This is a genomic window from Paraburkholderia sp. BR10923, from assembly GCF_040948765.1.
GTDB classification, from domain to species: domain Bacteria; phylum Pseudomonadota; class Gammaproteobacteria; order Burkholderiales; family Burkholderiaceae; genus Paraburkholderia; species Paraburkholderia youngii.
Genome location: NZ_JBFPKO010000016.1, coordinates 44,505 through 60,277, shown reverse-complemented (window position 1 = coordinate 60,277; position 15,773 = coordinate 44,505). Strand labels below are relative to the sequence as shown.

Here is a 15,773-nt window from a genome sequence, read left to right as displayed (position 1 = left end):
CGGCCCTCAGGAATGCCCCGCCGATAGCTGCAGCAGCATCGAAGCCGCTGCCGTCGCGGCGACCTCGCAGCCGAGCACGATATGCTCCTCGGCCGTGTCCTCGATGAAGTCGTGACTCACGCCGCCGATGCTCGGCACGAACATCATGCAGGCCGGCATGCAACGCGCGATCACCTGCGCGTCGTGTGCGGCACCGCTCGGCATGCGCAGCCACTGGCCCGGCGCGATCGCTTCGGCGGCTCGCGCGATGTGCTCCGCGAGCGTGGCGTCCATGCTGACGGGCTCGATCGGCTCGTCGATCGTCTGCAAGTCGACGCTTATGGCGTTGTGCGCATTGAAGTCGCGCACCAGTTCCGCGAGCGCGTGCTCCATTGCCTGAAGCCGTGCGGGGTTCGCGTCACGGAATTGCAGGTACATGTCGGCAGCGCCGGGTACGACGCTCATCGAGCCCGGATCGAGATCGATGCGGCCCACGGTCCAGACGGTATCCGCGTCGGCCAGTTGCTTGAACGCGTCGTTCATCCGCGCGATGAAGGCGACGAGCGCCGCGCCCGCGTCGCGGCGGATCGCCATCGGCGTCGTGCCCGCATGGTTGCGCTGACCCGTGAAGCGCAGCCGCGATTCGCGCAGCCCGACGATCGTCGTGACCACGCCGATCGACTTGCCGATCGCTTCGAGCCGCCCGCCCTGCTCGATATGCGGCTCCAGATACGCGACCTGGCGCCCTGCCTCGAAACGCGCACGCGGCCGGCCCGCGAGGCCCGCCGCCGCCAGTACATCGGTGAGACGTTCGCCCTGCCGGTTGGTCGCGCCGCGAATCGACTCGTCGACCGCCTCGCCGACGAAGCTACGGCTACCGAGCAGGCCCGAGAACGTGCCTTCCTCGTCGATCCACGACGCGACGTCGACGGCGAGGTGCCGCGTCGCGTCGTTCTCCGCGAGCGCGCGGGCGATTTCGAGCCCGTAGATCACGCCCATTGCGCCATCGAGCCAGCCGCCGGTCGGCTGCGTGTCCGTGTGTGAACCGATCACGAGCGCGGGACCGCTGTTGCGCGAGCGTCCGAACACGGTGCCCACGCCGTCGATGCGCGCGTCGAGCCCCGCCTCCGTCATCCTGCCGACCAGCCATACGCGTGCCGCAAGATCGACCGGCGACAGCGCGAGCCGGACCACGCCGGGACCGGTCGCGCCTGAGCCGGCCGCGCCAAACCCGCGCAGCCGTTTGAGGTCGGCCATCAGCCGGTCCGGATCGATCTTTACCACGTTGTCATCTCCCTGAATTGATTGCGGATGCGGCCGCGCGAAAATCGCCCGGCGACATATCGTACGCACGTCTGAACGCGCGATTGAAATCCGACGCGCTATTGAAGCCCCAGCCGTACGCGACGTCGATCACCGGCCTGCGCGGGTAGCGATGCAGTTCGTCGGCCGCCTCGCGCAGGCGCCGGTTGCGAATATACGCGTGGAGCCCGCCCTCCGGCTCGAACAATCGATACAGCGTGGGGCGCGACAGCTGCGACATGGCCAGCACGCTGTCGACGGTCAGATCAGGTTGGCCGAGATTCGCGTCGATATAGCGGCGCGCCGCCGCGAACATCGCGGTACGTGCCACCGCGCGCGCACCGCCGGTCAAGCCCGTCTCCTTGCCGAACGCCGCCGCCATCAGCAACGCGCAGGTGTGGAACGCTTCCTGCGCCGCGGGCGCGTCCATCGTGTGCAACCTGCGGCATAGATCGGCCAGATGCGCGGGAATCAGCCGCGCAAGCGGCGTTTCATATTCGATCATGCGGCCGTGTATCGACTCCGCTTCCGGCAGCACCGGATCGATCAGATGGCGCGGCACAAACAGCGCGACCAGGCGGCACGGCCCCCGCGTCATCTGCATCGGCTGATTCATGTCGAGTGCGAGGATGCTCGGCCGCGTTTGCAGCGCGACGCGCTTCGGATAGAGGCCGGTGGTCGTCTCGAAGGTCCCTTCGACGGCCACGTGAAACACGAGCTGGCGCACGTTATCGGTCGAAATGCGAGCGACCGAGCGCGCTTGCGCGACCGGATCGGTGCGGCAATCCGTGAAGGCCATGCCACCGGCGCGATAGGTGTCGATGCTGCCGCGAAAGCCGTCGGCCAGTTGCCGGCGCGAGATCGGCACGTCGAGAAAATGGCCCACGCGCTCGCGCCACATAGGCAATTGCGCGCGCGGCGCCTTGGTGTAGGTGTCGAAGTGGGTGTAGTCGAAAGCCGCTGGCATTGCTGCGGCCGCGGTTGCGGTGCGGTTGGCTGCCTGATTGGTCGTCAAGGTCTCCCCGCCGGTTTTGTAGTGTGCGCGGCATGATAGCCGCGGTTGGCGAAAACGTCATGAGCCTGTTGCTAGTGCGCCGATGCCGTGGCCGTCGAAGCTCATGTGCCCCCGCTCCGCTCATGCCTGACAGGCACCAGCACCAGCCTACAAAGTCTTTTTTCTTTGCGCAAGGCCTCTCATGCCGCCGCTCGAGCTCGCCTTCGTCCATGTCGCAGGCACTCGCGGTCCGGCCGAACAACATAAAAAATGGCCTCCAGACGGAGGCCATGTTATTTTTTTATAACCGGTTCGAAACGTAAATCGTTTCAAATGAACGCGCATCCAGCAGCTATCGGTTCGTCGCTGCGGCTCGAAGCATTGCCGCCAACGTGAATAGCCCTGCCCCCAATGGAGGCCCATAGTCATAAAAACGCAAGTGCCGCGCAAAGAAAATGGTGGACGTCGAAATTACTATCAAAACTGCAACGGCAATGATGGAAAAAACCACCAAAAAATCTTTATTCACGATTGGCTCCTTGCGTCGAAATCTCCCCGCTTCCGCATTCCGTCCCAAAACCAAAAGGGCTCTGCCTTGACGCGACAAAAATTTGCATAGTACCCTCCGTACGCTAGCAAGAGTCCTCCGTTCAAGAGCAACTCCTGGAAGCCGGTGAACAGTTCGCGCGGATCTGGCGAAACGAAGAGGTTGAGGAAGACAATGGTGACGCTGACGCCGGCCATTATGATCAATGCCAACGGCACCCCAATGTTTAGCAGCAGCATGGAGCCAAGCACAACTTCCAGATATTTGACCATTTGGTAGAAGCCGATATCTGCCATAGCGCCTATATAGGCGCCCACTTTTCCCGCGTGGCTGAAATCCGGAATGTATCTGAAAACCACGAAATTCAGCCCGGAAGAGAGATAGTGGAATGCGAAATATAGCCTCATCCACATGACGACGAACTTCCAAGGTGATTCATTTGCTATTTTCATCGCTTTTTTATCCTTTCGCGGATTAGAAATTTTGCCATCGGCCGTTTACTCACTCCCTGAAAGGCATCGTGAGGAGTCAACCGCGGGTGTCCAAAGACCGTGAATCAAATAGCGCGTGCGATCTTGAAGTTGGTAACCAGTGACTGTAGGCGTTCAGCTTCCGCATGAACGCCACGGGCAGCGGCAGCGGCCTCTTCGACCAGGGCTGCGTTGTGCTGGGTCACGGTATCGATTTCGCCGATTGCCTTGTTTATCTCCATGATGCCCCGGTGGCCGTCATCGGATGCATGGGTGATCTCCTCCATCAGGCTCGAAACGTGGGCGAACTCACTCACCACCTCGTTAATTTTTGAACCGGCATCGTTCACCAGCTGAGATCCCTGATCAACGCGGGTGACCGAATTGCTGACCAATTCCTTGATTTCCTTGGCGGCCGATGCCGAGCGTTGAGCCAGCGTGCGGACCTCCTGAGCAACGACGGCGAAGCCACGACCTTCGTTGCCAGCACGTGCAGCTTCAACCGCCGCGTTAAGGGCCAGGATATTGGTCTGAAAGGCGATACCCTCGATAGTCGCAATGATGTCGGCGACTTTCCTGGATTGATCGGCAATGCCTGACATGGTGGTCACGACCACTTTCATGACCTCTCCACCGCCGTTTGCCAAATCGGATGTAGTCTGCGCGAGTTTGAGGCCCTGTCTGGCATTCGCCGCGTTGTTCTCCACGGTCGCCGTCAACTGCTGGATCGAAGCTACCGTCTGTTCGAGAGACGCCGCCTGTTCCTCGGTGCGCTGGCTCAGGTTCTCGTTACCTGCCGCGATTTCGGATGCGCCGGTCAATACGGCCTCGCTACCGGACCGGACTTGCTTCACGATATCCACGAGACTCTCATTCATGCTGCGAAGCGCACGCATCAATTGGCCGAGTTCAGTATCGGAATGCACCCTGACCTGTGACGTCAAATCCCCCGACGCAACTGCTTCGGCAATTCTTACGGCGTCATTTAACGGGAAGACGATTGATGTGGCAACCGTGTTGCAGACATATACCGTCGCAATGATAGCGATACAGATCACGGTGAATGTCAGCATCAGGGCCATGTCGTAGTCGTGAATGGCGTTTTCCGCAGCTTCATCCGCATTCTTCTGGATGAAGTCCATATGGGCGCTGAGCGTGTTCTCGGTGGACTTGAAGACATCAAAGATCTTGGTGTTGGCGAGCACCCGTGCGGTAGCGAGATCTGGATTGTCAGTCATTGCAAGCGTGTAGAGTTCTTTGTTGATCACCGCATACGCAGCAATTGCCTTCTTATCGTTCTCGAAATACTGACGATCCTCGCCCGGCAGCGCGTTTTTCTCATAGTGATCGACACCCTTTCTCAGCTGATCCAAGGCTTGGGCACGGATCGCCGCATTGGTATCTTTGGCTTGTTTGGAATCAGACAACACCAGACCCAGCGTGGCGCGACGATCCGTGCTGAGGGCCAGACGAAGATCAGCAATCGTTTTGATCGACTCCATCCAATTCTGTTTGATGTCCACTAGATGCGATTCGATCCGATGCGCCTGGAAAAGCGCAAATCCCGCGGCACCGCATAACAGCAGGATAACGATTGCGAAGCTAACAAACAGCCGGTTGCGTACTTTGAGATTGCGAAGAAGCATTAGCATGTTTTTTTGCCTACATTGATTGTATAACCTTGGATTTCGGCATAAATCCCCTGAGTATGGATAGGGGGCAAGCATGATTGTGAAATCCGGTCTGATGTGTTAGTGCCGGACTCGCGAGATCTTTCGACCGCTAAGGCGAAATCAACGCAGCACGGGCGCCAACGATGGCCGGTGTGCTCGGCTTTTCCTGCCCGTGAATGCGGCCTCCGGATAGCGGCATCGACCGCGACGATCATCGGGCGCACGTGCGAGAAGCCGAACGTCGATAACGGCGAAGGCACGGACGCGCAGGACTAGATATGCGCTGGCCACGTTGTAGTGCGAAGGAGAGAGCGTTGTCGGTCACGCCGGTGCGCCAATGGCGCCAAAGGACCTCGGGCTGACCGTCGAGGCAACTGCCGAAACATCGGCTGCCCCATGAGTTGCGGAATTCACGAGTAAGCGCTTGAGCAACACCATGAAAATATCCGCTTCGTCCTCGGTTAAGAGGCTAATCAATTTCTGATCAGTTGCCCCGAGAAACGCGGTGATCTTCGCGACCATGGCCACTCCGCTTCCCGTAAGCTGAACGCACCAGCAGCGACAGTCGTCTGGATGCCGGGACCTCATTACAATTCCAGCGTCGATGAGACGCGGAATGAGTCGGGATAGCGACCCCATATCGTAATTCAGCCGGCGGGCGAGTTGAACCTGCGTCATGAATTGCCGTCCAGCGAGGCAAATGATGACCTTAGCCTGCGCAGATGAAATCCCAAGCGATGACTTCAGATGTCGATCAGCAGACTCCGAGACCGCCTTGTCGACGGCGACAAAACGGGTTAGCCAATTCAAAGGGGCTTCAACCGCATGGCTTAGGGGTAGGTCATCCTCGCTCTTCATATCTGCCGCTCCTTCAAATGTGATCGGAACCAGACGTCGGGTTTGCGCCTATACGTCCGAACACTACCTCGTACTATGGTTGATCGGTCGGTCCTGCGCCGCTACCGCGTGTCCGGCGCACTGAATTACTTGTAATTCTAAATTGTATACTATCATAGTAGACGAAAAGTCCTCGTGGCACTTTCTGCGCTTGATCGGGGGGACTTTTTACTATTGCATATCCGTGAAGAGCACGACAGCGATGACGAAAACATACTCATCGCCGCCGCTCTCAATCAAGCATCAGAATCGATGCATCATGCCAAGCTGAAAAACTGACTGGATATTGCCGTTTGCCACGATGTTCCCGATTTCTGCAGCATATGCGCCGTTGGTGCGTTGAAATACACCAGCGGCATAGAGCGAGGTGCGTCTCGACAACGTGTATGTCAACTGCAATGCGGCCTGGTTGATCGTCACGTTCTTCAGCAGCTCGTTACCATTTTCGTAGGTATAAGCGCCGCCGAGGTTCCAGGCCGGTGAGAAGTCATACCCGACGCCACCTGCAAGCGCGTAAATCCTGGCACCCGTATGGGTGTTGCGCGCCTGGCTGTACATCCCCGAGACCGTGAAATGGGCGTACTTCGTCCTTGCGCCGGCGAGGAGGTTGGCGATGCCACTATGCCCGTTGTTGACCGGCGCGTAGTTCTGCTCGGTGTAAACAACCGCAGCACGCGTTTCCCCGTTCCTGAAGTTGATCGCGGCGCTCTTTCCAGCCCCGTTGTTGAAGTCCCCCGCCGTGCCGCCGAAGCTATACATCAAGCCAACCGACAGCCCGGCATATTCTTCGGAGACGACCTTGACGGCATTCGACATTCGTTTGCCGCCGACACGATCCCAGTTGATGGCCGCTAACCCAGTGATCTGGCCGTTGCTTGTGATAGGTGCGAACGGGCCGCCTGAGACGGCACCGGCGATCTGGGCTGGACCCGAAACGCCGAGCAGGTCGGCACCGAAGCTACCGGTGCGGAAGTTCAGCATACCGCCAGCGATGCCCGTGGCCGGATCGATACCGCCGAGCAGGTAATAGTCGAAGGCGAAGTCGTTCTGCCGCCCGAGGCGGAAGCTGCCAATCCCTGCTTGACTCAGTCCGACCCACGACGAGTTCTCGAACATCGCGCCGCGCGACTGCGGATCAAGTCCCCCTGTGCTTAGGCTGATCATCGAGTCGAGGCTGAAGTTGGCGCGCAGGCCGCCCCCCATGTCCTCGCTCCCGCGGAAGAAGAACTTGGTCGGAAAAATGGCGGAATCCTGCATTTGAAATAAACGTGACCCACCTGAATCACGATAGGTAGCGATCCCTTCGTCAAGGAATCCTCCAAGCATAACGCTACTTTGCGCATGCGCGGCCGTCATGCTCATGCAAACTGATGCGCATGCCAACGGTACCGTGGCCCATCGGCGTTTCCTCCCGACCCCCAGGTGATTCATACATTCTCCTGATTGTTATATGTGATCTTTGCAACTGACTGCTGGTGAATTGTTTCGCTGGTCGGTTGTCCTCCTGAAGTTGTGCAGCATCCAATGCGGGGGTCCGGGTCCCAGTTGAACACCCGAAGCAACTCATGAATCGTGCGAGTCGTGGCCGGCGCCAGCTGTCCGGAGGCACCGGCCTAATAGAGAGGGGAGCCGGTCTCGGCGTGCCGAATGCGAGAGCTCGTCACGTTGGCGATCAGGATGTTGCGTTCTTGCATGCGAATCGATTGCTCAGCTCGGCCGCTGCCCAAGGCAGTGCATTTGCCGTGAACTGCTTGGCGGCTCGAATGTTCGAGCAGGACGTGTTAGCAAAACCTCAACAGATTCGGGATGCGCGACCTGCCACAACCGGATTCGCACCGCACCCCGATGCCGTCGTGAGTCTGATCTTTGAATTCGTTATCATCAGTCAAAATAGTATTTACGACAGCCTACAATGTCAACGACCATGCTCCGGTAAAAACCCTGGGCGTGGCTTTCCGGTCGCGTCTCAATTTGCCTGAGGCACGAGGGAATTCGCGGGATGTCTGCATTCGCACTCGTGCCGCATCGTACGCGTTTGCCCTAGTACAATGGTAGTCTTTTTTGAATACAAAATCGCGCATCGTATCTGTAACCCAACATAAAGGAGACGTGACCTTGAACGCGAATCGAAAAATCTTCGTCGGTGCGGCACTCGCTTTCGCCGCAGTCGCCGGCATCACGATGTCGAGTCGTGGCTTCGCGGCACAGACGGCACCCGTCAAAGCCTCCATCGCCAAAGCACCGGCGAAGTCGGCGCCGGTCAAGCTGATCGCTGCCGGGCCGAACCAGAATTCAGACCTGGTTGCACGCGCACTGGCACCGGCATTGAGCAAGGCGCTGGGCACCGATGTTGTCGTCGAAAATCAGGCAGACGCGGCTGCGGTGTCCGCAGCAAAAGCAGCGCCCGCTGACGGACTGACGCTTCTCGTCGGCGATACCGATCAAGTGGACGGCGCACGCCAGGATTTGACTCCGGTGGCACAGGTCACCGGTCACGCGGGCCTGGTTCTGGTCGCGGGCAACGGCGCCGGTTTGAGCGGCACCGACATCAAGGACTACGCCGATCTGATCAGCCGTCTGAAGGACAATCCGAACTGCTACATGTTTGGATCGACAGGCACCACGTCGCGTGAATATCTGGCGATGGTGGCGTTCCAGAAGCGAGCGGGCGTCAAAATGATTCATACCGCCTACAAGAGCGCCGCTGAACAGATCCCGGCGCTCTTGAGCGGCAAGGTGCAAATGATAGAGATTCCGTATGAAATGGCGGCGCCGCAGATCAAGGCCGGCAAGATGCGTGTGCTCGCGGTCCTGGGCTCGCGCCGTATTCCCGAGATTCAGAATGTTCCCGCACTCGGCGAAATGTTCCCAGGCTTCGATTTCGCGTCGCATACGGGTGTGTTGGCACCGAAGGATCTCCCGGCGCCGGTCCGCGATAAGATCGCGGATGCCGTGAAGATGGCAGTGCAGGACCCGAACGTCCAGAAGGCGTTGAACGTCAACGGTCACCAGGCTGCATATCTCGCATCCGCTGACTATGCGAAGGTTATCGCCACTGACCACGACAAGCTGAGTCAGCCCGCGAAGTAACGTTGTTCGTTGCGTGTATAGCAACTGGGGCTCGATGTTCTGAAAAGACATCGAGCTTTTTTCTTTTGTCGCTCATCCATCTCCTGTCGCAACTAGAGGCTACGGGGATTCTCCTCAGTACCTCTCACACTTACGAGCCGTCCAATCGCGTTGATCACGCGCGAGCGCTAACCTGCCGCCCTCGTGAATTTTCGCGCGCTTCATCTCGCGGCGTCACCTGAAGTTCGGCTGGATTGGCCACGCGCCGGTCGTAAAATTCTGCATCGAAAGCACCGAAGTGATCCGCCAGGTCTCGACCGTAATCACTTGAGCCCGGATATGTATTTGCGTGTGATTTAAAGGAATAGCTCATATCGTTTCTCGTAATCTAGCGCAGTTCCTGGCCTTCCTCCCTGGGAAGACCGGCGAATGCCACGACCGACAACAGGGTAAATGCACCGACAACGAAGAATGTCATCGGGAAATCGTCGATTACCAGATGATCCGCGCTGTGCCCATGAACCTGCGCGGTGATCGTCAGGCATGATGCGCAGACTGCGACACCAAAACTGATCGACGTCTGCTGCATCATTGTCGAAAGTGCCGTGGCCTTACTCATCAAGGTCTTAGGAATGCCGGAATAGCCAACCGTATTCATAGTTATCATCCCCAGAGAATTGACGATACCCGCTACGAAAAGCACGAAGCACATAAGCCCAACCGATGTCGTCGGTCTGAACAAGCCATAGCAAGCGAATGTCGCGCCCGTCATCGCGGCGCCCAGCATCATGATCGGCCTGAATCCCAACTTCCTTATTGCACGATCCATGATTGGACGGACACCGAATGCGCCGACAGAGAGCCAGGCGCTCATCAAGCCGGATTGAATGGGCGTCAATCCCAAGCCGACCTGCAAGAGCAGCGGTACGAAGATTGGAGCCGAGCCGACCGCGAGTCGGAGCGGAATGCCGCCAATCGTCGTGATGCTAAACGCTTTATATCCAAAAATCTTGAGAGGGATAATGACATCGAGACGTCCACGGCTATAAAGCCCGTATGCGATCATTGCCAGAACCCCAATAGCCGTGATTCCAATCGTCACGCTCATAGGGACGAAATTACGGCCGACGGTTTCCAGACCACATACGATGCCCGAAAGCCCTATCGCCATCAGAATGAATCCCGTCATGTCGAACGGCTCAGACTTCTCCGAGCGCGAATCCGGAACAAATTTCAACGACAGGAGGATGCCCAATACACCGAATGGAATGTTGAGCAGAAAGATCCATCGCCAGGAGCCCATCGTGACGATCAGCCCACCCAGTAGCGGCCCAATCACACGCCCAATGGCGCCGGGAACTGTAAACCACACCATCGCTGCCACCAGCTGCGTTGCCGGAATACTTCGCAGCAGAATCAGGCGCCCTACAGGCACCATCATGGCGCCGCCAAGACCTTGCAAGACCCGGAATAGAACGATTTCAGTGATCGAGGTGGCCGCGCCGCATAGTGCGGATGCCAGTGAGAAGATGGCGACTGCCGAACAGAATACGCGCCGCGTTCCGAACCTATCGGTGAGCCACCCGCTTGCCGGGAGGAACAGTGCGAGGCTCAACAGATAGGCGGTTATAGCGAAGTTGAGATGAAGTATCTCGACATTCAGGGAAGCGGCAATCGACTGGAGAGACGTGCCCAATATCGAGGTATCGAGACTCTGCAAAAACATCGGCACCGCGACGATCATTGGAATCAGTCGCGTACGCCTGGATGCAGATCGAGACTCCTGGGTGGAGTCTCGCGCATCCCCAATAGTTACATTTTTCTCAAGCACCGGATTGTCTAGCGTTTCGCTATTTGACGTCGATACATATCGACGATCTTGGGATCGTAGTTGCGGAAGAATTGCTGTCTGACGGGATCTGTAAGGGTGTCCAGTTTTGCTATTTCATCCGTCGCGACGGTATGAACCGTCATTCCGTGACGCTCAAGCTCAGCACGATCGGTTTTCGCCTGTTCTCGAATCAGATCGCGCTCAAAGCGCCCAGCTTCTATTGCAGCGTGTTGTAAGACATTTCGATCCTGCACCGTCAACTTCTGCCAGACCGCCGAATTGGCAACCACAGCAATGGCGCTGTATGAGTGATTCGTGACCGAAACGGCCGATTGAACGTCATAAAGGTGACCGGCCAAGATCTGCGAATAGAAGTTATCTTCCGCAACGATGCGTCCACTCTTCAATGCTCCGTATAGTTCAGAATACGGAAGTCCCACGACGTCAGCGCCCAAGACCTTGAACGTCTCAACGAACGCGGGTTCCGGGATCACGCGAACCGGCCGGTTCGCCAGATCGAGCGCGTGCCGGAACGGCTGGCCCGACGTCGTGATCTGTCGGAAGCCGTTCTCCCACCAGGCGAGACCCGTCAGACCGTGACCCTCGAGGCGCGACAACAGAGCTTGTCCGAACGAACCATCGAGCAGCGCCTGCGCCTGACGTTCGCTGCGGACAACATACGGCAGATCCATGATCTCGAATTCGGGCACGAGATGACGCAATGCCGGCGTCACCAGCAGCATCAAATCCGGGGCGCCCGGGCCACCTGCCTGCAATGCTTTGATCTGCTCACCCGGCGAACCCGGTACTGTATCGGCGCTCACGCTCACCACCAGACGACCGTGAGACTCCCGGTTCACGATATCTGCGAACCTGGCCATGCCGCGCATTGTCGGCTGGTCCGGCGACATATGCGCTCGATACTCTACGATCGTGAGCGTTTGAACAGGCTGCCCATGCGCGATCAACGGCTGCACGATCAACAGCATGCCAAATATCGCACCACTGATATCGCCACAAACTCGGCTCAATGACCAACCCGATTTAAGACGTAAAAATCTTTTCGTCATGTTCCAGGAAATATCGCCAAATATCTAAACAAAAAAAGCTACGTTACCGAAGCAACGTAGCCAAATCCCTCACTTCACATCCGAAATCAGATCAATTCAACAGCGTCCGACTTGAAAATTTTTGGCAGCTTCTTCCAGTCGCTGATGCGGCCGATCGTGGTTTTGAACGTCATCATCGGCAGGTAGTACTTGATGTACCAGACCATCAGAATCAGGTTCATATATAGGCAACCAACGCCCATGTACGGCGTGAACATCTTGTCGAAGCGATGGTTCAACACGATCGCGTTGTACCAGACGACGAACGACACCGGCAGAAGCATAAGCAGGCCGACCGGGACGAAGATACCGAGAATGAGCGAAAGGCCACCCAGAATTTCACACGTCTTCACGATATGGAAAAAGTGCGTGTGAACCATCGTGACCAGCAGCTCATTCGACTCGGGCAGCGTGCCGAACGGTTGCGGGAAGATCGGCGACATGCCGAGAGCCGTACGCCAGTAGCTGGTACCGCTGACGACCATCCAGCCGCCAAGATACAGCCGGCAGAACGTCAGGATGACTTTGCCGATGAGTTGCGGCATCGTTTTGCGATCATCGTTGTCCATAGTGTGCTTTCGTCCTTTGCTGTTTAGTTCGCAGCCTGCACAGGCGCCGCCTTCGGTTGCGTAATGCGATCATGGCGAATGATCCAGCCAGACCCGCTGATCTCGTAGACATCGACAACGTCTTGCGCCGGTTGGCCACGGGTGGCGCCGATCGTCTGATAGACCGCGACGTCCATGCCTTGGACGATGATCTTCTTCACTTCGTGGGGAATGGGTCCGCCATCCTGATGATCGATCGTGTTCGGCGCGTTATCGACAGCCTTTTCCGAAAAGTAAGTCTTGTACGCTTCGGCGCCCTTGCCCTCCGTATAGGCCAGGTCCATGAACTCCTGAACGATGTCATGCGGCAGTTTGCCGGTGCCCGCATGCCAGTGCCAACGCGGATCCGAATGCAAACCGTGAGCGATCTGCGCGATGAACAGGAAGCCCACGATTGCCGTGACCACGCGTCCAGTCATGCTGTCCATCCACACGTTGATACGCGTGGCGATACCCCCCGAGGAGAGAACCCCTTGGTTATTCGACATCCTGCCTCCTTGAAAGCATTGTGAAGAGTTAAACGCTTCGGCTTGAGATGGTTCGGTCCTGCATTTTTGTATTTAATTTAGCCTACCGAATCGTATAGGTCGAAGAATCGTGTGTAAACGTCGGGGTTTCCCTATTTCCGTTGTTGGCGGATAGGTGCTATTTGATGTACGCGACATTTCCTTCGCGCGGAATGTAATCCGCGGGGAGCGACGGCGCCGGGCGGGCGGCAAGGTGGGCTTTGGGGCTGACGAATCCGTCAGCAGTGAGTCGGTCAATGGCAAGGAACCCGCATGCCGCGATAGTTGACGCGGCATGGTGGCAAAAGCCTTGCCCATCCTCGGCCTTCCGTAATGCCCGAGTTCTCACCCGGATGGGCAGACAGGAAGATTCAATCCGCGAGCGAACACGATTCGCCACCGGCATTGGCCCTTGCAGCGCCCTACGCCGGATGATCGGGGTGTTGCGGCTAAGTTACTACTGGGGCGTCTGACCAGTTCGAGCGCCGGCCGCCTCATGCCATTGCGCCACGATCGCGCCTGCGCGTATCGCGCTATCGGGGTAGTCGAACCAGTCGTCGGACTGGTCGTAGCCCGCCTTCCGCCATTCGATCAGGTCGGCGCGCACCGTGGCTCGTGTGAGCGGCACCGTCGAATCGTACGGTTGGGCCAGCGCCGCAATCGACGCGAAACAGCACGCCGCGGCAAGGACGCCGAGCGCTATACGCGGAACGGAGTTCATGGCAAGGCCTTTCTTATCAGGGTTATCGCTGAAAGTATAGGCGTTGTCTTGACAAACGAAAGGCAAATCGAAACATATTCACTTCTCGCGTAGTGCACAAACGAGGGGCGGGAATATGGTCTGGCAAGCCGCCGACTAACGGATCACCAAGCGCATATCGTTCGGCGCTGTCCTGTGTCAGCGGAGGAATTTCGAGGACACGGCCACTGCCAGAGCGAAGCGTTCGATGGATCGCGCGGCATCGAGGCGCGCCGCAATTGCCGATAGACTGCGCGCCGGAAGCTTCCCGCTGTAAGCGCCCTCTGTTCCGCCGAAAAGAGCTTCGCCCGCGGGCCTTTCACCATGCCGGCCTTAGACGCCTTCAACCAATGGTGCTCTATCTTTTTCTTTTGGAGAATCGCTCTGCACCATCGCTTTTTCCTTTGCAATCCCAAGCAATGACCACAAAGAAAATAGCGAGCTTCAGCTGTCATCCAGGGAATACCCGCGAACACAACATTTCTGAAATTTCCCACCTGTCATATGCAACATCGTATATTATTTTGCATGCGTACTGTTGTGCATCGCCTCGCCCTTGTGCAACGTCGACCACTCTACAAATTAACATCCACAAATAGGAGACACTGGAATTGCGTAAACTGCTCGTTAGCTGCGCCGTTACGGCAGCAATCGCGCCTGTGATGGCACAGGCACAGACCAGCGTGACGCTGTATGGCGTCGCCGATGCATTCATCGGCTACTTCGGAAACTCCGAAGGCCAACACGTCGTCAGCATGAACAGCGGCGGTGCCGGTGGTTCCCGTTGGGGCATTCGCGCGAAGGAAGATCTGGGCGGCGGTCTGTCAGCGATCGCCGTGCTCGAAAGCGGCTTCAACATCAACAACGGCACGTCCGGCCAGAGTGGACGTCTGTTCGGGCGTCGCGCCTACGTCGGCATCGACAGCCGCGACTTCGGCCAGATCATTGCAGGTCGCCTGCAAACGGCCGGCTACGAATGGGGCGGCACTTTCGACCCGATGCTGCTGGCAGCAGCCTCGCCGCTCGGCTCGATTGGCGGCGAAGAACCGCGTCCGTGGATTTTCAACATGCTGCAAGATCCGGCTCGCCAGGACAATACGATCCAGTATTCGTCGCCGACGTGGAGGGGTCTGAATGGCACGGCAGCGTATTCGTGGGGCAACAATCAAGGTCTGCAGAACGCGACGCACTACCAACTCGCGACTCTTACCTACGCCAACGGCCCGTTGCTCACGAGCTACGGCTTCGGCCACAGCCTGCAACCGTCAGCGACCATTGCACGCAATACGTACGAACACGTCTTGGGTGTGAAATACGACTTCAACTTCGTCGCGCTCTACGGTACGTACCAAGTGCGTCTGAATGATCCGGGCCAGACCGATAAGGGCTGGCAAGCCGGTGTCACGATTCCGACCGGCCCATTCGGCACCATTCGCGCTTCTTACGGCGGACTGAGCGACCAGAACATTACCTATGCCAGCACAAACGGTCCGGTAACTGGTAATTGGGCGATCCGATCGGCTGCTGTCGGTTACACGTACCAACTCTCGAAGGCGACGATGCTGTACGGCTTCTTCAAGAAGCTCTGGAACAGCGGGATCGCGCACCAAACGATCTACCCGCCCGGTGGTCTCGGTGCCCCGACCGGCTACCACGCCAATGTCACGGCAATCGGCCTGGGTTTGGCAACGCGCTTCTAAGCCTTCCTACTCCCGTGAAAAAAGCCCGCTTCGAGCGGGCTTTTTTTATTCATAGTCCTCTGCTTACCAAAACGTCGATGACCGTCCCGCTTATACGCTCTCGCTCATCGATCAACACCTGCATGATCTGTTCTCGGTCGCGTCGGACCAGCGCCGTCATCAGCCTGCGCTCGAGCTTAGCCTACTAATCCTCTGCAGGCAGGCATCTTTCTGTCGCCAGTGGCAGGTACTTCTCCATCCGTTCAATCAGACGCAGTGCCTCTGTCTAAGGACTTTCAAACGCACTCGGGAACAAAGCGAGATTGGGATATCTGTCGCAGCTCATTGCTCGACAGATCAGAGACGAACC

Annotated in this window: 15 protein-coding genes; 2 read left to right on the top strand and 13 right to left on the bottom strand. The window is 57.7% G+C overall.

Going from position 1 to position 15,773, the window contains the following annotated elements; all coding sequences use genetic code 11:
- Positions 1–6: 6 nt before the first annotated feature.
- The 7 genes from AB3X94_RS26155 to AB3X94_RS26125 all read right to left on the bottom strand — a co-directional run bounded on the left by AB3X94_RS26155 (position 7) and on the right by AB3X94_RS26125 (position 7,224).
- Positions 7–1,263 (bottom strand): Zn-dependent hydrolase, encoded by a 1,257-nt coding sequence (locus AB3X94_RS26155; RefSeq protein ID WP_368613123.1) that lies wholly within the window; start codon positions 1,261–1,263, stop codon positions 7–9.
- A gap of 4 nt (positions 1,264–1,267) precedes the next feature.
- Positions 1,268–2,296, bottom strand: a complete 1,029-nt coding sequence (locus AB3X94_RS26150; RefSeq protein WP_368613122.1) for a helix-turn-helix domain-containing protein — start codon at positions 2,294–2,296, stop codon at positions 1,268–1,270.
- A gap of 331 nt (positions 2,297–2,627) precedes the next feature.
- Positions 2,628–2,804 (bottom strand): hypothetical protein, encoded by a 177-nt coding sequence (locus AB3X94_RS26145; protein WP_176106729.1) that lies wholly within the window; start codon positions 2,802–2,804, stop codon positions 2,628–2,630.
- Complete coding sequence (locus AB3X94_RS26140; RefSeq protein ID WP_176384030.1) at positions 2,801–3,274, bottom strand: hypothetical protein; 474 nt, start codon at positions 3,272–3,274, stop codon at positions 2,801–2,803. The genes AB3X94_RS26145 and AB3X94_RS26140 overlap by 4 nt, the downstream gene beginning before the upstream one ends.
- 104 nt (positions 3,275–3,378) lie before the next feature.
- The gene (locus AB3X94_RS26135; protein ID WP_368613121.1) at positions 3,379–4,944 is read right to left on the bottom strand and encodes a methyl-accepting chemotaxis protein; all 1,566 of its coding nucleotides are present in this window, start codon (positions 4,942–4,944) and stop codon (positions 3,379–3,381) included.
- A 342-nt stretch (positions 4,945–5,286) separates the two neighbouring features.
- Positions 5,287–5,823: a MarR family winged helix-turn-helix transcriptional regulator gene (locus AB3X94_RS26130; RefSeq protein ID WP_368613120.1), complete on the bottom strand. Its 537-nt coding sequence runs from the start codon at positions 5,821–5,823 to the stop codon at positions 5,287–5,289.
- Between the two features lie 282 nt (positions 5,824–6,105).
- Positions 6,106–7,224: a porin gene (locus AB3X94_RS26125; protein ID WP_246391929.1), complete on the bottom strand. Its 1,119-nt coding sequence runs from the start codon at positions 7,222–7,224 to the stop codon at positions 6,106–6,108.
- Positions 7,225–7,977: 753 nt separating this feature from the next.
- Here AB3X94_RS26125 and AB3X94_RS26120 point away from each other — a divergent pair.
- On the top strand, positions 7,978–8,952 hold the full coding sequence (locus AB3X94_RS26120) for a tripartite tricarboxylate transporter substrate binding protein (protein ID WP_176106734.1): 975 nt from the start codon (positions 7,978–7,980) through the stop codon (positions 8,950–8,952).
- Positions 8,953–9,106: 154 nt separating this feature from the next.
- Here the strand turns inward: AB3X94_RS26120 and AB3X94_RS26115 are convergent, their stop codons facing one another.
- The 6 genes from AB3X94_RS26115 to AB3X94_RS26090 form a co-directional block, all read right to left on the bottom strand.
- Positions 9,107–9,304 carry a hypothetical protein gene (locus AB3X94_RS26115; protein ID WP_368613119.1) on the bottom strand — a complete coding sequence of 66 codons (198 nt, stop codon included), beginning with the start codon at positions 9,302–9,304 and terminating at the stop codon, positions 9,107–9,109.
- A 15-nt stretch (positions 9,305–9,319) separates the two neighbouring features.
- Entirely contained in the window at positions 9,320–10,675 is a 1,356-nt protein-coding gene (locus AB3X94_RS26110; RefSeq protein WP_368613118.1) for an MFS transporter, read from the bottom strand.
- A 95-nt stretch (positions 10,676–10,770) separates the two neighbouring features.
- Positions 10,771–11,751: a TRAP transporter substrate-binding protein gene (locus tag AB3X94_RS26105; protein ID WP_368613117.1), complete on the bottom strand. Its 981-nt coding sequence runs from the start codon at positions 11,749–11,751 to the stop codon at positions 10,771–10,773.
- Between the two features lie 167 nt (positions 11,752–11,918).
- Positions 11,919–12,440: a DoxX family membrane protein gene (locus AB3X94_RS26100; protein ID WP_368613116.1), complete on the bottom strand. Its 522-nt coding sequence runs from the start codon at positions 12,438–12,440 to the stop codon at positions 11,919–11,921.
- Positions 12,441–12,463: 23 nt separating this feature from the next.
- A complete protein-coding gene (locus AB3X94_RS26095) occupies positions 12,464–12,967 on the bottom strand; it encodes a hypothetical protein (protein ID WP_368613115.1) in 504 nt (167 codons plus the stop codon).
- Positions 12,968–13,442: 475 nt separating this feature from the next.
- Positions 13,443–13,706, bottom strand: a complete 264-nt coding sequence (locus AB3X94_RS26090) for a DUF4148 domain-containing protein (protein WP_176106739.1) — start codon at positions 13,704–13,706, stop codon at positions 13,443–13,445.
- 629 nt (positions 13,707–14,335) lie between these two features.
- Between AB3X94_RS26090 and AB3X94_RS26085 the strand changes: the two genes are divergently transcribed.
- Positions 14,336–15,424 carry a porin gene (locus AB3X94_RS26085; protein ID WP_368613114.1) on the top strand — a complete coding sequence of 363 codons (1,089 nt, stop codon included), beginning with the start codon at positions 14,336–14,338 and terminating at the stop codon, positions 15,422–15,424.
- The last annotated feature ends 349 nt before the right edge of the window (positions 15,425–15,773 follow it).

Bases quoted from the DNA above. Each gene is read 5' to 3' on its own strand.
- AB3X94_RS26140 (WP_176384030.1), bottom strand. From the start codon at position 3,274: ATGAAAATAGCAAATGAATCACCTTGGAAGTTCGTCGTCATGTGGATG.
- AB3X94_RS26135 (WP_368613121.1), bottom strand. From the start codon at position 4,944: ATGCTAATGCTTCTTCGCAATCTCAAAGTACGCAACCGGCTGTTTGTT.
- AB3X94_RS26130 (WP_368613120.1), bottom strand. From the start codon at position 5,823: ATGAAGAGCGAGGATGACCTACCCCTAAGCCATGCGGTTGAAGCCCCT.
- AB3X94_RS26125 (WP_246391929.1), bottom strand. From the start codon at position 7,224: ATGAGCATGACGGCCGCGCATGCGCAAAGTAGCGTTATGCTTGGAGGA.
- AB3X94_RS26115 (WP_368613119.1), bottom strand. From the start codon at position 9,304: ATGAGCTATTCCTTTAAATCACACGCAAATACATATCCGGGCTCAAGT.
- AB3X94_RS26110 (WP_368613118.1), bottom strand. From the start codon at position 10,675: ATGATCGTCGCGGTGCCGATGTTTTTGCAGAGTCTCGATACCTCGATA.
- AB3X94_RS26105 (WP_368613117.1), bottom strand. From the start codon at position 11,751: ATGCTGTTGATCGTGCAGCCGTTGATCGCGCATGGGCAGCCTGTTCAA.
- AB3X94_RS26100 (WP_368613116.1), bottom strand. From the start codon at position 12,440: ATGGACAACGATGATCGCAAAACGATGCCGCAACTCATCGGCAAAGTC.
- AB3X94_RS26095 (WP_368613115.1), bottom strand. From the start codon at position 12,967: ATGTCGAATAACCAAGGGGTTCTCTCCTCGGGGGGTATCGCCACGCGT.
- AB3X94_RS26090 (WP_176106739.1), bottom strand. From the start codon at position 13,706: ATGAACTCCGTTCCGCGTATAGCGCTCGGCGTCCTTGCCGCGGCGTGC.